The organism is Bacillus songklensis (assembly GCF_042649685.1).
In the GTDB taxonomy this organism is placed as follows: domain Bacteria; phylum Bacillota; class Bacilli; order Bacillales; family Bacillaceae_H; genus Bacillus_BA; species Bacillus_BA songklensis.
In genome coordinates this window covers 80,774-97,572 of record NZ_JBHRZT010000039.1, presented here as the reverse complement: position 1 = coordinate 97,572, position 16,799 = coordinate 80,774, and the positions used below count along the sequence as shown (strand labels likewise).

16 protein-coding genes are annotated in these 16,799 nt (G+C 41.0%); 2 read left to right on the top strand and 14 right to left on the bottom strand.

The window, feature by feature from the left end; all coding sequences use genetic code 11:
• Nucleotides 1-108: 108 nt before the first annotated feature.
• From ACFOU2_RS09445 to ACFOU2_RS09425, 5 genes are all read right to left on the bottom strand, one after another.
• A complete protein-coding gene (locus ACFOU2_RS09445; RefSeq protein ID WP_377914482.1) occupies nt 109-858 on the bottom strand; it encodes a YjbA family protein in 750 nt (249 codons plus the stop codon).
• A 74-nt stretch (nt 859-932) separates the two neighbouring features.
• The gene (locus ACFOU2_RS09440; RefSeq protein WP_377914481.1) at nt 933-1,166 is read right to left on the bottom strand and encodes a hypothetical protein; all 234 of its coding nucleotides are present in this window, start codon (nt 1,164-1,166) and stop codon (nt 933-935) included.
• 257 nt (nt 1,167-1,423) lie between these two features.
• A complete protein-coding gene (locus ACFOU2_RS09435) occupies nt 1,424-2,212 on the bottom strand; it encodes a DUF2268 domain-containing protein (protein WP_377914479.1) in 789 nt (262 codons plus the stop codon).
• 542 nt (nt 2,213-2,754) lie between these two features.
• Nucleotides 2,755-3,996 (bottom strand): beta-ketoacyl-ACP synthase II, encoded by a 1,242-nt coding sequence (gene fabF, locus ACFOU2_RS09430; protein ID WP_377914477.1) that lies wholly within the window; start codon nt 3,994-3,996, stop codon nt 2,755-2,757.
• A gap of 51 nt (nt 3,997-4,047) precedes the next feature.
• Nucleotides 4,048-4,980, bottom strand: coding sequence for a beta-ketoacyl-ACP synthase III (locus ACFOU2_RS09425; protein WP_377914475.1), 933 nt, complete (start codon nt 4,978-4,980; stop codon nt 4,048-4,050).
• Nucleotides 4,981-5,177: 197 nt separating this feature from the next.
• Here ACFOU2_RS09425 and ACFOU2_RS09420 point away from each other — a divergent pair, with 197 nt between their 5' ends.
• A complete protein-coding gene (locus tag ACFOU2_RS09420) occupies nt 5,178-5,396 on the top strand; it encodes a hypothetical protein (protein WP_377914473.1) in 219 nt (72 codons plus the stop codon).
• Nucleotides 5,397-5,439: 43 nt separating this feature from the next.
• Here ACFOU2_RS09420 and ACFOU2_RS09415 read toward each other — a convergent pair whose 3' ends face one another.
• The 5 genes from ACFOU2_RS09415 to ACFOU2_RS09395 all read right to left on the bottom strand — a co-directional run bounded on the left by ACFOU2_RS09415 (nt 5,440) and on the right by ACFOU2_RS09395 (nt 8,690).
• On the bottom strand, nt 5,440-5,631 hold the full coding sequence (locus tag ACFOU2_RS09415; protein WP_377914471.1) for a ComZ family protein: 192 nt from the start codon (nt 5,629-5,631) through the stop codon (nt 5,440-5,442).
• 75 nt (nt 5,632-5,706) lie between these two features.
• Nucleotides 5,707-6,660 (bottom strand): BMP family ABC transporter substrate-binding protein, encoded by a 954-nt coding sequence (locus ACFOU2_RS09410; protein ID WP_377914469.1) that lies wholly within the window; start codon nt 6,658-6,660, stop codon nt 5,707-5,709.
• Between the two features lie 102 nt (nt 6,661-6,762).
• A complete protein-coding gene (locus tag ACFOU2_RS09405) occupies nt 6,763-7,671 on the bottom strand; it encodes an NAD-dependent epimerase/dehydratase family protein (RefSeq protein ID WP_377914467.1) in 909 nt (302 codons plus the stop codon).
• Between the two features lie 60 nt (nt 7,672-7,731).
• The gene (locus ACFOU2_RS09400; protein WP_377914465.1) at nt 7,732-8,466 is read right to left on the bottom strand and encodes an alpha/beta hydrolase; all 735 of its coding nucleotides are present in this window, start codon (nt 8,464-8,466) and stop codon (nt 7,732-7,734) included.
• Between the two features lie 95 nt (nt 8,467-8,561).
• Nucleotides 8,562-8,690, bottom strand: a complete 129-nt coding sequence (locus ACFOU2_RS09395) for a hypothetical protein (protein ID WP_377914463.1) — start codon at nt 8,688-8,690, stop codon at nt 8,562-8,564.
• Between the two features lie 345 nt (nt 8,691-9,035).
• On the opposite strand from ACFOU2_RS09395, the gene ACFOU2_RS09390 reads away from it, so the two are divergent.
• Nucleotides 9,036-9,218 carry a YjzD family protein gene (locus tag ACFOU2_RS09390; protein ID WP_377914461.1) on the top strand — a complete coding sequence of 61 codons (183 nt, stop codon included), beginning with the start codon at nt 9,036-9,038 and terminating at the stop codon, nt 9,216-9,218.
• Between the two features lie 392 nt (nt 9,219-9,610).
• Here the strand turns inward: ACFOU2_RS09390 and galT are convergent, their stop codons facing one another.
• The 4 genes from galT to clpB form a co-directional block, all read right to left on the bottom strand.
• Nucleotides 9,611-11,173 (bottom strand): UDP-glucose--hexose-1-phosphate uridylyltransferase, encoded by a 1,563-nt coding sequence (gene galT / locus ACFOU2_RS09385; RefSeq protein ID WP_377914459.1) that lies wholly within the window; start codon nt 11,171-11,173, stop codon nt 9,611-9,613.
• A 425-nt stretch (nt 11,174-11,598) separates the two neighbouring features.
• Complete coding sequence (gene galE, locus ACFOU2_RS09380; RefSeq protein ID WP_377914457.1) at nt 11,599-12,582, bottom strand: UDP-glucose 4-epimerase GalE; 984 nt, start codon at nt 12,580-12,582, stop codon at nt 11,599-11,601.
• 20 nt (nt 12,583-12,602) lie between these two features.
• On the bottom strand, nt 12,603-13,784 hold the full coding sequence (locus tag ACFOU2_RS09375; protein ID WP_377914455.1) for a galactokinase: 1,182 nt from the start codon (nt 13,782-13,784) through the stop codon (nt 12,603-12,605).
• Between the two features lie 351 nt (nt 13,785-14,135).
• Nucleotides 14,136-16,739, bottom strand: coding sequence for an ATP-dependent chaperone ClpB (gene clpB, locus ACFOU2_RS09370; RefSeq protein WP_377914453.1), 2,604 nt, complete (start codon nt 16,737-16,739; stop codon nt 14,136-14,138).
• Nucleotides 16,740-16,799 lie beyond the last annotated feature (60 nt).

Here is a 16,799-nt window from a genome sequence, read left to right as displayed (position 1 = left end):
AAATGGACCGTTATATAAATCCGGTAATACCAAGGGTTTTGATTGACGGTCCATTTTGCATAAAACATAAAACCCATCATTTTTTTGAACTTATGGGACACCCTCTTTTTAATTAACTTTCGGCTCTTGTTCCATTTCCCAGAGCTTTTCAAAGAAGGGCTGTCCTTTTATTAGGTTTTCGCATAAGGACAAATGCTTCCCGGACCATCCGTTTCTCGTTTCTTCATATAAGTTCTGCCATACTTCTTCAAATGACATTTGCTGCGTTTTTTGATATTCTCCAGGATTCCACTCCGTGTACCAGTAACGGACTTGTGCAACATTTTTAGACGTATGAAGCTGATCTAAGGCCATGAATAACAATTGCTTTAATTGCCGTTCTTTTCTTGTCAATCCTCTCATCGTCTCTGGTGACGGTGATAAAATATGATGTTCCTTATTTGTTAGTTCTCTTTCATCAAACTCATATACTGTCACATCTTGTTCTTGAATCATTTCATACACAAGTTGCTCTTGCCTTGGAATCAAACGACTCTTGCGAATAGGAATGTGATATCCCATTGTATCAACGGCTAGGATTTCTTGCCCGTCTGTTACCACAAAACAATATTCTAGTTGAATTCGCTCATGGTTTTTCCGGATATAAGCTTTTTGATAGACATCGTTTAGTAATTGTTGAGGTAACTCGGATAAATCATTTTCAATGTAATGAAACAGAAGTGGCTGAACTTTCAATAAAGGAGTCTGGTCAAGCAGTTCAACGCAATCATCCTTACGCCACTCATGAAAACTGCAAACATTATAACCATTTTCCTCACCTTCGAACCAATTAACCCATACATCATGAAGATACAGCATTTTTACCCCTCACTTACTAACTGTTTATTAACAATCAGTATAGGCAGATAAAGGTAATTTTATTCCAAATGATGTTAATTGATTTTATCTTTTCTATTATGGCTTCTTGTTTGCGGAGGCATAGAAATGGCCAGATAAAGAAACAAAAATCCACACAACGATAAATAACATTCAGGTCTTTCTTTTATATAAAGTAAATACTCCTGGTAACTGTATCCGGCTGTTAATAAGTTCAAATAAGCAATGACACTCACTCCTCCCACTACAGCAAAACCAAAGCCGGTTAATAATAAGAAGAATCGAATCAATCGTCTTCAAACCCCATCATCGCTCATCTCTCCCTCTGTCATCCTTGTCCAGTTCTTTACTATATTCTATGAAGAAACGGATAAAAGATGTTCGTTATAGGGCAGAATGGATGTTTGTTCTCTTTCACTTTTTCTTTTTTGACATGCCACGATGAAGGCGGAATAGCCAGAATATGCAGCTCCCTCTGCAACCCGCCTCTAAATCTAGCATTTTATTACATTTTGGGTTTGTGTCCTTGATTGTAAAAAGCCTTTCTTTACATTTGCAAGCCGGATTTCGCCGCTATTTCTTCTGCAGGAACATGCAGCAGTTTTCCTGATGGGAGCTCCCGGGCTTCCGTATATCCTGCAACAAGATGAAAGCCTACGCTGTAACCGACCATTTTCGGATACCATCTCATTCCGTACAGTAATTCATCATGTTTTCTCTCTTCTTTTTTTATATGTCGGTTTGGTTTAATGTATTTATTCCAATAATGGGCAGCCTGCTTCCGTTGATAATAATTTGTCCATGGTGCAAGATATTGCTTTCCTACTTGCTCCTTGACGGCATGCTCCGCTAACCCTTCCATCACTAAAGTATCGAGCAGGGTTAGCTCACCTTCTTTTTTCTTCATTGCCTTTAAACGGCAAATATGATGATACTCATGTGTCAAAACGGCCAGCAGTTCATTCTTCTCAATATCCTCATTTGCGAACAAAAACAATTTATCAGAGAATGCTACCCCCGACTTGCCGTTAAACTCCCTTTGAATACGACGATTCATAGAATTAGAGGGAAATAACAAAACAGGAATATCCGGACCGCTCCATAATGTTTGAAGCTTGTTATAGTGAGGAGCTATCATTTTCCACAAGTTTTGTTTAGTAAAAGCTTCAATTCGCATTGGCGGTTCTTTTCCTACATGAAACATGCCATGGCTCACTAATAAAGGGATCACTTCCTTTGCCGATACTTCCGGAAAATAAGCGGTTAATTTTTGAACAAAAGAATGAGGTCGCTTTACGAGTTCAGCCAGCCACTCGTCTGTCGCAACAATTGGCATAACATCTTCCTTTCTTAAAGATTCTTCTCTTTATCATATGAGGTCTTATTCTTTAATTACCTAATTATATGAATCCACATAAATAATGTAACATGGACAAAAGCGGTCCATGTTACATCATTTACGCATAAGGCTTCGCCCATTTCCCTTACGGGCCCTTGCCGAAGCCTTATACGAGAACCTTTGTAAGCTCATTCAAGATGAGAGAACAGAAAGGCGCGAATAAAAGAAAGCCCGGTGACAGAGGTTAAAAAATTAAATGGGACTCATATATATAAATCCACGTAAAGAATTTGCCAGTTTACATGAAGCTCCCTTGCCAAATGCTTATACGAGAATCCGTGTAAGTCCATTCAAGCTGTAAGAACAGAAAGGCCTCGAATAGAATAAAAGACAAGGGCTGATGCTGAAAAATTAAATGGAATGCCAAAAAAAGAGGCTGGTCTGTGAAGCAGCAAGAACAAGCTTCACAGACCAGCCTCCCGAAAATAAATCCTCGAGAGAGATTCCGGACCAATCAAGGGATTGCCGGACAGTCCCCTTTAACCTTCGTATTTTTTTAAAATAATAGTTGCGTTATGACCGCCAAAGCCAAGGGAGTTACTTAGCACTGTTTTCACTTCCTGTTTACGCGCTTCATTTGGAACGTAATCCAAATCACAGTCCGGATCCGGTGTTTTATAGTTGATGGTTGGAGGAATGATTCCATTTTCAATGGTTTTAACACTGAAGATAGCTTCCACACCGCCGGCTGCACCAAGCAAATGACCTGTCATGGATTTAGTTGAGCTGATTGCAACTTTGTAAGCATGGTCTCCAAATACTTCTTTGATAGCCATTGTTTCGTATTTATCATTGTACTCTGTGCTTGTTCCGTGTGCATTGATATAATCGATATCACTTGGCTGCAATCCTGCATCATTAATCGCCTGACGCATTGCACGAACGCCGCCTTCTCCGCCTGGAGCTGGGGCCGTAATATGATACGCATCGCCTGTGGCACCATAACCAACGATTTCAGCATAGATTTTTGCACCGCGTGCTAATGCATGCTCCAGCTCTTCTAAAACAAGGACACCAGCACCTTCTCCTATGATAAAGCCGTCACGGTTTCGATCAAACGGGCGGCAAGCCGTTTTTGGATCCGGGTTCGTCGAAAGCGCTTTGTTTGCACAGAATCCGGCTACTGACATTTTCGTAATAGGCGCTTCTGTTCCACCTGTCACCATAACATCCGCATCACCGCGTTGAATGACTTTAAACGCATCCCCAATAGAGTTTGTCCCTGTCGCACAAGCCGTTACCGTACAAGAGTTGATTCCTTTTGCACCTAGGGCAATTGATACTTGTCCGGCTGCCATATCCGGAATCATCATTGGAACGAAAAACGGGCTGACACGACGATACCCTTTTTCCAAAAATGTTTCATATTGACTCTCAAACGTTTCCATACCGCCGATGCCTGAACCGATCCAAACTCCTACTCTTGGGGCAATTTCTTCTGTAATATCAAGGTTGGCATCTTTGACAGCCATTAGTGATGCCGCTACTGCATATTGTGTAAAGCGGTCCATTTTTCTCGCTTCTCTTTTATCAAAATAATTTTCCGGTTGAAAATCTTTTAATTCTGCTGCTACTTTTGCTGAATACTCATCCGGGTTCAATCTTGTCAACGGCCCAATGCCTGAAACACCCGCAATAGCATTATTCCACGCCGTATCTACATCATTTCCGATTGGTGTTACTGCTCCTAGGCCTGTTACAACTACGCGCTTTTTTTCCACGTCACTCACATCTCCTTATCTAAATTTATCCATATATAAGCTCATGAATGATTATTTCCCCCAGCGCATGGCGATTGCTCCCCATGTTAGACCACCGCCAAAGCCAACCATTACAATGACATCGTCCTCTTTTATTTTACCATTTTCCAGCTCTTCCACGATTGAAATCGGGATGGAAGCCGCTGAAGTGTTTCCGTATAAGTGAACAGTTTTCGACATTTTTTCTTCCGGCAGTTCTAATCGTTGTCTTGCCGCTTCCATGATGCGGATGTTGGCTTGATGCGGAATTAAAAAGTCGACGTCCTCCTTAGACAATCCTGCTTTTTCCAATACGTTGATACTGGATTCTCCCATTTGGCGAACGGCAAATTTAAATACTTCACGTCCGTTCATGAAAATGTATTCATCCTGATAAAGGTGCTTTGCTCCTGTACCATCTGCTCCAAGTTCAAATGCCAAAATACCATGTTCTTCACCGACAGGCCCCATTACTACAGCTCCAGCTCCATCACCGAATAAAACAGCCGTGTTGCGATCTTCCCAATTCACGATTTTTGAAAGCTTTTCTACTCCTACTACTAATACGTGTTTATAGACGCCGCCTTCAATAAACTGCTGTGCCGTGATCATACCATACATAAAACCTGCACATGCCGCACTCAAATCAAAAGCCGCTGCTTTCTTGGCGCCAAGCTTTTCTTGAATCATGCAGGCAACAGAAGGGAATGGATAATCAGGGGTAACAGTCGCCACAATGATCAAATCAAGATCTTCCGCTGTTAAACCAGCATCCTTCAACGCTTTTAACGACGCTTCATACGCCATATCGGACGTATCGACCTCATCTGATGCAATACGCCTCTCCTGAATACCCGTTCTTGTACGAATCCATTCATCAGAGGTATCCATCATTTTTTCTAAATCAGCATTTCTTAAAATTTTTTCCGGTAAATAACGTCCAATACCGACAATCCCAGCGTTCATATTAACATCTCCTTTATTGGAAGGGTAAGATCTGTTTTATACATTCTATTATCAATTATTATGACTTGGTACTAATTTTAAGTTATTTTTTTTTATTTGTCTAGGTGTTTGTCCTGTTCACTTTTTTCTTCTCTTTCATATAGTAGTATTGTCGGCAGGATAAGTTTAGTCATTTCCAAAGAATAGAGGTGAGAGCATTGGAAGAGAAAAAGGACCCTTTTACACAATTGATGTTTGGCAGCCACAGAAAAAGCAAAGAACAAGAAAAGCAAACAAAGGAGGACTTCTCCCCTGGCACGGATTGGAATCAACTCATAAATCAAATTCAAGAAATTGCCGCGTCCATACAAAGCTTGAAGCCATTAATTAAAGAATTCTCTCCTTTACTCGATCTTTTTCAAAAGAAAAACAAATAAAAAAGCTATCTTCGATTTAAACGAGATAGCTTTTTTATCATTATTATTGAGAGTTCTCCTTTAAAGCATCTTGTTTGCCAAGTTCATACGCATCAGCCATTACCTTCGTTAATAAAGACATCATCGGCTGGAGATGCTCCATGCTTAATTCAATTCCTGTTTGATCCAGTAATTGCTTTGCTTCCGGCAAATACTTCATCGCAATCTGCATAAACTGCATATTTTGCTGTTCCATTTTTTCGCCCTCTTTTCCAGTGATTTTTGCAACCAATATCATATCATATTTCTACGTACATCACCTATTGGCCATTTAAGGTTTTTGATTCGGAAGCTTGCCTGTTTCTTTATATTCTTCAATGTATTTTTCCAGTTTATTCCGATACTCCTCCTTAACCAGCGGGCTGAATTCCCCCATAGAGATAACCCCGTCCTGGAAATCATAAAATAGGGTTCCGGACTTGAGTTCTCCGGCATTAAATTGTTTGGCCACTACCTCATACAGTTGATCAACATGCTGGACTGTACTCGTCAGCACGGTGTTCTCACCTAAATCAGACTGTTCCGATACATAACCAATTGCATAAAGCCCTTTTTCTTTTAGATTTTCAATTAACGGAACATTGAAACCATCTCCAGCGGGATATACAACATCCACTCCCTTTGCTGTCATTTCTTCCAAAAAGACAAGGGCTGTCTCTATATCGTCCCAATGTTGAACAAATTTCACCTCTACCTCTACATCGGGGTTTTCGTATAATGCTCCCTCAAAAAATCCATTGACCTCAGGCTGCCATTCGAATGCGGAAATGACACCAATCTTGTCTGTCTTGGTCATTTTTCCAGCAACCATTCCTCCAAAAAAACCCATAGCATGCCCTTCAAAATTCAAGCTTGTCACGTTTTTCCCCTTTGCCTCTCCGTTAAAGCAAACAAAATGGATGTTTGGATAATCCTTGCTGATTTTATTGAAATACTGTGCATATTCATCGCCATGACCGAATATTAAATTCACGTCACGCTCGTTAAATTCCTTTACAGCCCGTCTTACAACCTCTTCTGAATCCATGTGTTCTTTATAAAACACGTCAGTATCGAAGGAGGATTGTATTCTCAGCATCCCGGTATAGCCTTTGGTTCCCCATACTTGATCATTGATTGTTTCAGGAACTAAAAGACCGACGTTTTTTAGTTCTCCTTTTATAGGTTGTCCACAACCAGATAAAAGCAGGAGAATAAAAACGAATAACCAAATCGGCTTATTCATTTTTGTACCTCCTTTAGCAGTCACGCTTTCACCAAAATATTCACCCTTCATTGTACCCTGCTAAATTAAGGTTTGTAAAAGAAAATTTTCCAATGCTCTTTTTCACAAAAAATGATAGTGTGAGAATAATTGCCTTGTATGATGTTTTTGCCGTTGGACTCCCTCCCGGATGCTTGTATAAGGCGCAAAAGGTTTCTCCCGTCTATTTAGGCCGTCTGTTATTCCCTCAAACTTGCTCTCTCTGGGTTCATAGGAAATGTTCAATAAATCCGCCCCTTGTTCCCATTGCGAGTGTTGACCGCTGTATAAATGAATAATAGAAGATGAAGGTGAGGCATCCGTACACTTTGCGACAGTGTAAACTACATCATCAATAAACAGTACATCCCTTCTATCTTCCTCCACTTCAATAGCCTTCTCCTCTCTTGTTACAAGCTGGATACATGCCTGCTGATAAGCAGCTGAAAAAGGCTGCCAAGGTCCATACACGGTCGGAACACGTATAATGACGTAGGAAAGAGCTGACTGTGTAAACTTAGTGACCATCTTTTCAAAATGGAAAAACAGTCTCCCTTCTCGATGGTCGGGATTAGGGATAATTTTTTCTCCAATGACTTCTTGTTTTGTACCATACACACGAAGGGAAGAAAGAAAAACAAGTTTTGCTTTGGACTGCAAACAATAGGAAATACAGTCAACGAGCGCTTTGTGCCCCTGCTTGATTTTTTCACGAAAAAAAGAGGCATCCCGGAAGTCTCCTTGATCGAAAAATGTAAAGTAAACCGCATCAAATTGTTCTTTTGGATAGAATAATGGTTTCTTCTCTTCCATTCTCTCGCTGGTAAAGTTAGCGTTTCTTCCTAAAAACAGCTCCATTTCTTCTTGAAGTGCTGTTTCATAGTCATGGGCCTGATGGATATACCCCGTTACCTCTAATCCCTCTTTTAAAAAATGATCACATAAACAAAACCCCACAAACCGATTGGCTCCGATAACTGCTACCTTTTTCATCACAAGTTCCCCCGTCTAAATAAAATAGCCTCTTAGATATGTATAATCAAAGAGGCTTTGTTATAACACTTTTTCATTTTCTTCAAAGAAATGGACAAGTGATCTTTCAAATAAATACTTCTGTTCAGGCAAGTAAAGAGAAAGAGCGACAGGGGAACCGAGTTTTAGGCGGTGCTCTTCATAATGTCTTCTGTGAAAAATAGGGTAAGAGCTTATGTTATTGGTCATTGCCCATATTTTAACGGGAATTGTAGATTGGTAGTCCGTTAATTGTGGCAGTTTGTTTAGAAACTCATTTAGCTCCTCTTCTTCTATCCCGTAGGCCTGCCTTATCTCTTTTATAAGTTGTTTATAGAAAAGCTTATTTTGCTTTTCATGCTCTACATGTGCTCGAAAATCCAAACATGGGTTTAGCAAGGCCATACCTCGGAAGAAATCTTCATTGCTTTCCACCAATCGAAGGGCCAGCAACGCTCCCATTCCTTCTGCCAATACATGTATCCGTTTATTTAAAATCTCTTGTTTCATGACTAAATGATAAAGCTGTTTGGCTAATCGCAATGATTTATCGCTTCCCCAATGGCGGCCGTATAAATTAGAGTAAAATACCGTATATCCTTTATCCAATAAATATCGGACAAGCTGCGAGCGCCCGATATGTTGTATCCATAAGCTTGTAGATCCCTCTACAAAATGATCCTTGTCTCCTAATACCAATACGCCAAATCCATTCGGTCTTTCAGGAAGATGAACAACGTTCCATTGATTGTCTAAACTAAAAAAGCGGGCATTCATTCAATTCGTCCTCCGATTCATTAACTACTTCTTTCACTATTTACATTGTATGAACGAAATTAAAAAAAGAAAGGGGGAATGCCCATTTGTAATAGCTATCCCTCCCTTTCCTCCAAATTTTTCTCTTTTTTTAATCGTTCTAATGTTTCCATGCCCAATTGTGTTAAATTGGACGCTTCCTGTTCAAGAAGCAGATCAAGTTCACTCATTTCTTCTTTTTCCATCACTTATTCACCTGCCCTATCTACTTTCACTTTCTCTTTTTTACTATTTATTTCCTTTATCGATTATTAGTATATGTAAAAATTTTACGAAAATAGCCTTGTATCAGAAAAGAAATCACAAAGAACATACAGGCTACTTATTACTTGTCTTCCCCTTTAATCGACGTGAGTGAAGTGTAGTTTATTCAAAAATATACAAATAATTCTCAACAGTACTCTTTTGTCCAATTCCTCATTTCTCCCTTTTAATTTTATTGAGCTTTTTGTACTGTCAAAATATCATTTATTAACTCTTGGATTTATGATAAAATATAAACAAACTGTTTGTAAGATGAGGTGAAAAAAATGCAATTTCTTTCGGCTATCTTTTGGGGCTTTTTACTTGTAAACATGGCTGCTTACGTTATTAGTTCCATGCAAGGTGCTACATACAATTTTGCAACCGCTTCTATTTTCTCTGTGGTATTTGCAGTGCTTGTAGTGTTGATTGGTACACTTATTCCGAATGATCCAGTTGATCACCATTAATAATTATATACATTCAATTTAATGGTTCAACATCATTTGTCGTTTTGAGCGTTATTTATAGCTTTTCTGCTCCGACAGCCTTGAATAAGCGAAAAAAGGCTCTTGTATAAGGCTTCGACAAGGGCCCGAAAGGAAAATTGGGGAAGCCTTATGCGTAAAAAATGGGGCATGGATGGCTTTTTATTCATGTCCCATTTTTTATGTGGATTTATATAGTAAAGAGGAATAAACCCGCTTAGCCTCATAGGGCATGGGACTGGACAATTTCAAAACACAATCTATGCTTTCTGATACGGCAAAAAAGAAGGTGGGGCAACCCGGGGAAATCCCTCGATTGCCTCACCTTTCTTTATGACCATCGTTTATGTTAATAATAGGAAAATCATGGCCGTTTAACTTGGCTTGCTTTTTCTGCCGCGCTTCTCATTTCTTTGACTGGTGATGGTGTTCATAAAACGCTCGAATGCCTGTTGTCCTTGATTGTTACGTTTGAAGATTCCTGCATGTTCAAGAATCGTCGCAAATACTTTTCCGATTTCTTCCTGCAAAATGGAAAGGGCATTTTCTTCTGAAAGCTCTCGATGCTTTTCTTTCAACGCCTTTGCCCACTCTAAATGCTTGACGATGTCTTCATTCTTCTTGATTTCCTCTTCAAAGTTTTCTGCTGTAAGAACTGATGCCAATTCATGCATTTCTTCCTTTAAACGACCCGGCAAAACGGCCAGACCCATGACTTCAACTAATCCGATGTTTTCCTTCTTAATATGATGCACTTCAGCATGCGGATGGAAAATACCAAGCGGATGTTCATCGCTTGTGCGGTTGTTGCGCAGTACTAAGTCGATTTCAAATAACTCACCGCGCCTTCTCGCGATTGGAGTAATCGTATTATGCGGTGTTTCACCCGTAAAGGCAAAAATGTCCACTTCAGCATCACTATAATGCTTCCACTCTTGTAAAATATCATCCGATAATTGTATAAGGTCTTCCCGATCTGCGCTTTGTAAACGAATAACGGACATCGGCCATTTCACAATACCTGCACGAACGTCCGGATAGTTCGCAAATGTAAACTCATGCTCAATCTCTGCTTTTGCCATTGGAAATTCATGATGTCCACCCTGGAAATGATCATGGGTTAAGATTGAGCCGCCCACGATCGGCAAGTCAGCATTTGACCCAAGAAAATAATGCGGAAATTGATTGACAAATTCCAATAAGCGTACAAATGTTTCTTTTGAGATTTTCATTGGCACATGTTCGCCCGCCAGTACGATAGCATGTTCATTGTAGTATACATAAGGCGAGAATTGTAAGAACCATTGCTCATTATTGAGTTCAACTGGAATGATGCGGTGGTTTTGGCGGGCCGGATGATTGACGCGTCCCGCATAACCGGCATTTTCCTTGCACAATAAACACTTTGGATAAGAGCTTTGTTTCATATTTTTCGCTGCTGCAATCGCTTTTGGATCTTTTTCCGGCTTCGATAGATTAATCGTCATTTCTAAATCTCCATATTCGGTTGGAGCGAGCCATGCTTCATTTTTAGCAATGCGATCTGTACGAATATAATGAACGTTTTTTGAAAATTGATAGAAAGAGTTTGTTGCCGATTGCGGGCCCTCTTTTTCATATCGCTCATAAAATTGACGGTTCATTTCAGAAGGAAGCGGAACGAAGCTTGCCATGATTTTTGTATCTAATAAATCGCGGTATGTAACCGTGTTCGCTTCTAGACGTCCGTTCTCAGCCGCCCAGTCTAAAATCGCTTCTAAAATTGCCACTGGTGTGTCCAGCTGTTGTTTTTCTATTTCCACTGACTCAAACTCGTCAAGTTCTAATACTTCTAGTATCCTGTTGCGGACAACGTCTACATCCCATTTTGTAATGAGTTCTTTATTCAACCCGTACTGAATTAAGCGCTCAATTTGTTCATGAATGCTGATAGCCATTTAATCGTGCTCCCTTCATTTTGAAATGAGGAAAAGAAAAAAACACATGATATTCATTCTCTAAAGACCTTTGGATCAGCCGGTTAGGCGAGCTTGCTGTGCATTCCTTCCTTGTCCGGCTGCAGCTCCTTCTCAGAAGTTCCAATGCCTCTCAAGCCTTAACAGTCGCTTCCGCTTTTCTTATTGTCCAGCTGCAGCTCCTAGCCTTTCGGTCATTTCACTTCTTCCCACGGAACGAAAAAGCCGTTCCTCTGTCAGAAGTTCCAATGCCTCTCAAGCCTTAACAGTCGCTTCCGCTTTTCTTATTGTCCGGCTGCAGCTCCTAGCCTTTCGGTCATTTCACTTCTTCCCACGGAACGAAAAAGCCGTTCCTCTGTCAGAAGTTCCAATGCCTCTCAAGCCTTAACAGTCGCTTCCGCTTTTCTTTAATAACCTTCCGGGTGCGTCTGGAACCATTTCCATGCGCTTTCGATCATTTGTTCAAGTGTTGTATAGCGCGGCTGCCAGCCTAGTTCTTTCATTGCTTTTTCAGAAGAAGCCACAAGTTTTGCCGGGTCTCCCGCACGTCTTGGTGCTACTTGTGCCGGAATCGGATGACCTGTTACCTTACGTGCCGCCTCGATGACTTCTTTTACCGTAAAGCCGTTTCCGTTTCCTAAGTTATAAGTACCGCTTGTGTTGTCACGGTGTAACTTCTCGATTGCTAAGATGTGGGCATCCGCCAAGTCAGTCACATGAATGTAGTCACGAATGCATGTACCATCATGCGTGTCATAATCTTCACCGAAAATGCTGATATGCTCGCGTTTTCCTAATGCTACCTGCAGGATGATGGGAATTAAGTGTGTTTCTGGTGTGTGATCTTCCCCGAGCTTTCCCGCCATGTGTGCGCCCGCCACGTTAAAATAACGCAATACAACATATTTTAGGCCATATGCTTGTTCAGACCATTTCAACATCTTCTCGATCGCTAATTTTGTTTCACCGTAAGGATTGGTCGGCTCTGTCGGATCATCTTCTAAGATGGGGAAGTTTTTTGCTTCACCGTATGTTGCCGCTGTTGACGAAAAGACCATTTTCTTTACATCATGCTTCACCATTGTACGAAGCAGGCAAAGGGTACCGTACACGTTATTGTCGTAATACTTTAACGGATCTTCTACACTTTCTCCCACTAAAGAATCTGCCGCAAAGTGAACGACTGCCTCAATACGGTTATTAGTAAAAACCTCGTCTAAAAACGTTTCATCACGTAAATCGCCGATACAAAGCTTGGCACTTTCTAATACAGCTTGTTCATGGCCTTTTTGCAAGTTATCTACCACAATCACTTCTTCGCCTTTATCAAGCAACTCCGAAACCGTGTGACTCCCAATGTAACCTGCTCCACCACATACTAAAATAGCCATTGAATTTTCCTCCTCACATGTTAAACCGTTTCAGCAGTCAATTCCTTTGCACCGCTTCCTACTTGTACAACGTAGAAATTCGCTGTTAATCCGGTATTGTCTGTATAGTGTTTTCCTGCCTTTTCTATAAAGCTCTCAATTTGATCATTTTGCACAATGCTGATGGTACATCCGCCAAATCCGGCCCCTGTCATACGTGAACCGATAACACCTTCTTGTGCCCAGGCAGCCTCCACTAATGCATCTAGTTCTTTCCCCGTCACTTCATAATCATCCCGTAAAGATTCGTGAGATTGCTTCATCAACTCACCAAATCCGTTGATATCACCTTTTTGAAGCTTCACGACCGCTTCTTTTGTGCGAGTATTCTCGTAGACTGCATGTTTTGCTCGTTTACGATCGATGTCACTCTGAATAAGGTGCTTATGCTGCTCAAATTGTTCTGGTGTTAAGTCTCCCAATGATTCAATCGTTAATTCGGCTTGCAATTGTTTTAATGCCCGCTCACACTCACTGCGTCGTTCATTGTATTTCGAGTCCGCCAATCCCCTTCTCTTATTCGTATTGGCAATGATTAGAGAAGCATGCTCAAGTTCAAGTGGACTATACGTATAATCTAAAGTTTGGCAGTTTAATAAAACGGCATGATTTTCTTTTCCCATTCCAATGGCAAATTGATCCATAATACCACAGCTTACACCAATGAATTCATTTTCTGCCTGTTGGCTCATTTTGACCATGCTGATCATATCTGTATCTAATTGGAATAACCCCTTTAATAGTACTGAAGTTGCCAATTCAATGGAAGCCGATGAAGATAATCCTGCACCATTTGGGATATTGCCGTAAAATAAGACATCAAACCCTTTCTCAATGGCATAACCGTATTTTTGGAATATATCGATGACTCCCTTCGGATAGTTCACCCAATCATGGGCTTCTTCATACTGGAGGTTCTCAAGCGAAAACTCGATTACACCCAGGTTTTCAAAGTTGCTGGAATACATTCTCACCATGTTGTCTTCCCTTTTCTTCGCAATTGCATATGTGCCAAGACTTAACGCACATGGGAAGACGTGTCCGCCGTTATAATCTGTATGTTCTCCGATTAAATTAACCCGGCCCGGTGCAAAAAACACCCGAATTTGATCTTCTGATGCCTGAAATATTTTCATAAATCGATTAATTAAATTTTCTATCATTTTTATCACCTATCTATTCTATCAATGTTCAGTTTAAAATAATCCACTTCCGAAAACGGATACAACTTCATTTTATGATTCCGTTTTATCATTTCCAACAGAAGACTCCTACCTCAAGGAATGCGAAGGGCGCAGCCCAATGAGTAGGTGGGAGATGAATGGCGGTTGACATTAGCCAAAAAAAACAGTGAAATCACTTCCTGAGCTAAAGAAGCATTACTCTTTTTTGAAAGAAGTAGATAGTATTGCCTTGCAAAAGTCAGTAGAGAATTTAGCTGATTCCTATGACCGCTATTATAAAAAGCAAAAAAAGACAATAAAATGGGTCTCTTTTTGCTTTTTGGTCCATTTTTAAGCTTTTTTTATCACAAATGTATCATCTTCTACGTCAATGATCACTTGATCATGATCATGAATGGTTCCTGCAATCAGATCACGGGCAAGCTTTGTTTCCACATGCTTTTGGATAAAACGTTTTAATGGTCTTGCCCCGTATATAGGATCAAACCCTGCAGTTGCAATATAATTTTTTGCTGTATCAGTCAGGTGGACTGAAATATGACGATCAGCCAATCTTAATTCAAGATGCTGCAGCAACTTTTCTACAATGCCTTTTACTTCACTCGTCGTGAGTGGCTTAAATAAAATGACATCATCTACACGGTTTAAAAATTCCGGGCGAAAATGGCTGCGCAGCTGGGCCATTACTTGCTCTCTCGCACCCTCCGTAATCTCCCCTTCTTCTGTCACGCCGTCCAGCAAGTAGTGGGAGCCAATGTTAGATGTCATAATAATGACAGTGTTTTTAAAATCCACCGTTTTTCCTTTTGAGTCGGTCACACGCCCATCATCCAGAATTTGCAGCAGCACATTGAATACTTCCGGATGAGCTTTTTCAACCTCATCAAGCAAAATGACAGAATAAGGATTACGGCGAACTGCCTCTGTTAATTGCCCTCCTTCTTCATAGCCGACATAGCCCGGAGGTGCACCAATTAGACGGGACACGGCATGCTTTTCCATATATTCAGACATATCGATGCGAATGATATGTTCTTCACTATCAAATAAGGCCTGGGCCAACGTTTTCGCCAACTCCGTTTTCCCTACTCCCGTCGGTCCAAGGAAAATGAAAGAACCAATCGGACGACTCGGATCTTTTATGCCGGCACGGGCACGCAGTACCGCATCTGTTACAAGCGAAACAGCTTCTTCCTGTCCGATGACACGCTCATGGAGGATGGATTCAAGACGAAGCAGCTTTTCACGTTCTCCTTCTACCAATTTAGAAACCGGAATCCCGGTCCAGCGGCCTACAATCTCTGCAATTTCTTCTTCTGTCACTTCCTCGCGCAGCAAGCGGTTGTCACTTTGTCTCTCGGTTGAATGCTGTTCCATTTCTTTGATTTCTTTTTCTAACGATGGAATGATTCCGTGACGAAGTTCAGCCGCTTTATTTAAGTCATATCGATTTTCTGCTTCTTCTAAATCCCTCTTTGCTCTTTCAAGCTTTTCTCTTACTTCCTGCACTGTCTGAATTGATTTCTTTTCTTGCTCCCATTGAAGTTTCATGGCATCGGCCTTCTCTTGTAGATCGGCGATTTCTTTTACAATGGCTTCCAGCCGCTCTTTACTTACTGGGTCTGTTTCTTTTTGCAGTGCGGCTTCTTCAATTTGCAGCTGCATGAGCCGTCTTGTGACTTCATCAAGCTCAGAAGGCATCGAATCGATCTCTGTTCGAATGGTGGCACACGCCTCATCGATTAAATCAATTGCTTTATCGGGCAAAAAGCGATCGGTGATATAGCGATTGGACATCGTGGCTGCCGCTACAAGGGCACGGTCATGAATGTTGACTCCATGATGAATTTCAAAACGCTCTTTTAGTCCACGTAAAATAGAAATCGTATCTTCTACGGTCGGTTCACTCACTAATACTTGCTGAAAACGCCGTTCTAAAGCAGGATCCTTTTCAATATACTGCCGATACTCATCCAGAGTGGTTGCACCGATACAGTGAAGCTCTCCACGTGCAAGCATCGGTTTTAATAAATTGCCTGCATCCATCGCTCCCTCTACACGACCTGCTCCTACAATCGTATGAAGTTCATCAATGAATAATAAAATGTTCCCTTCGCTTTTCTTCACTTCTTGCAAAACTGCCTTTAGACGTTCTTCGAATTCTCCCCGAAATTTCGCTCCCGCTACGAGCGCTCCCATATCAAGCGCAAAAATTGTTTTATTCTTAAGACCTTCTGGTACATCCCGTCTAACAATTCGCTGGGCCAGCCCTTCAACGATCGCGGTTTTACCGACCCCAGGTTCCCCGATTAAAACAGGATTGTTTTTTGTTTTTCTCGATAAAATGCGGATCACACGGCGAATTTCACTGTCTCGGCCGATAACAGGATCGATTTTCCCCGCACGTACTTCAGCAACTAGATCACGGCCGTATTTTTTTAATGCTTCATATGTAGCTTCCGGATTTTGACTTGTCACGCGCTGATTCCCCCTGATCGATGTTAATACTTGCAATAAACGATCTCTCGTCAGCCCATTTCGCGAAAACAGCTGGCCAATATCTGAAGATGATGATTCCGTTAAGGCTAAAAACACATGCTCAACAGAGACATATTCATCTTGTAATCGCTTTGCTTCTTCTTCAGCTTTTGCTAATACTTGCTGCAGTCTATTTGTAACATAAATTTTTCCTGATTCAGTACCTGATCCCGTGACAATCGGGCGTTTTTTCAAGAGTTCATGCAACTGTTCTTTAAATAAGTCGACCGAGACATTCATGGATGCTAAAATTCTTGGGCCAATCCCTTCGGACTGATTCACTAAAGACATTAATAAATGACCTGTGTCAATTTCCTGATGATGCTCTTTTACTGCAAGAGATTGAGCATCCAGCAATGCTTCCTGCAACTTTTGCGTCATTTTGTTGATGTCCATTAAATATCCTCCTATCAAAAAATGTCTGACCTTTTTTGACCTTTATATTTATTATACCCG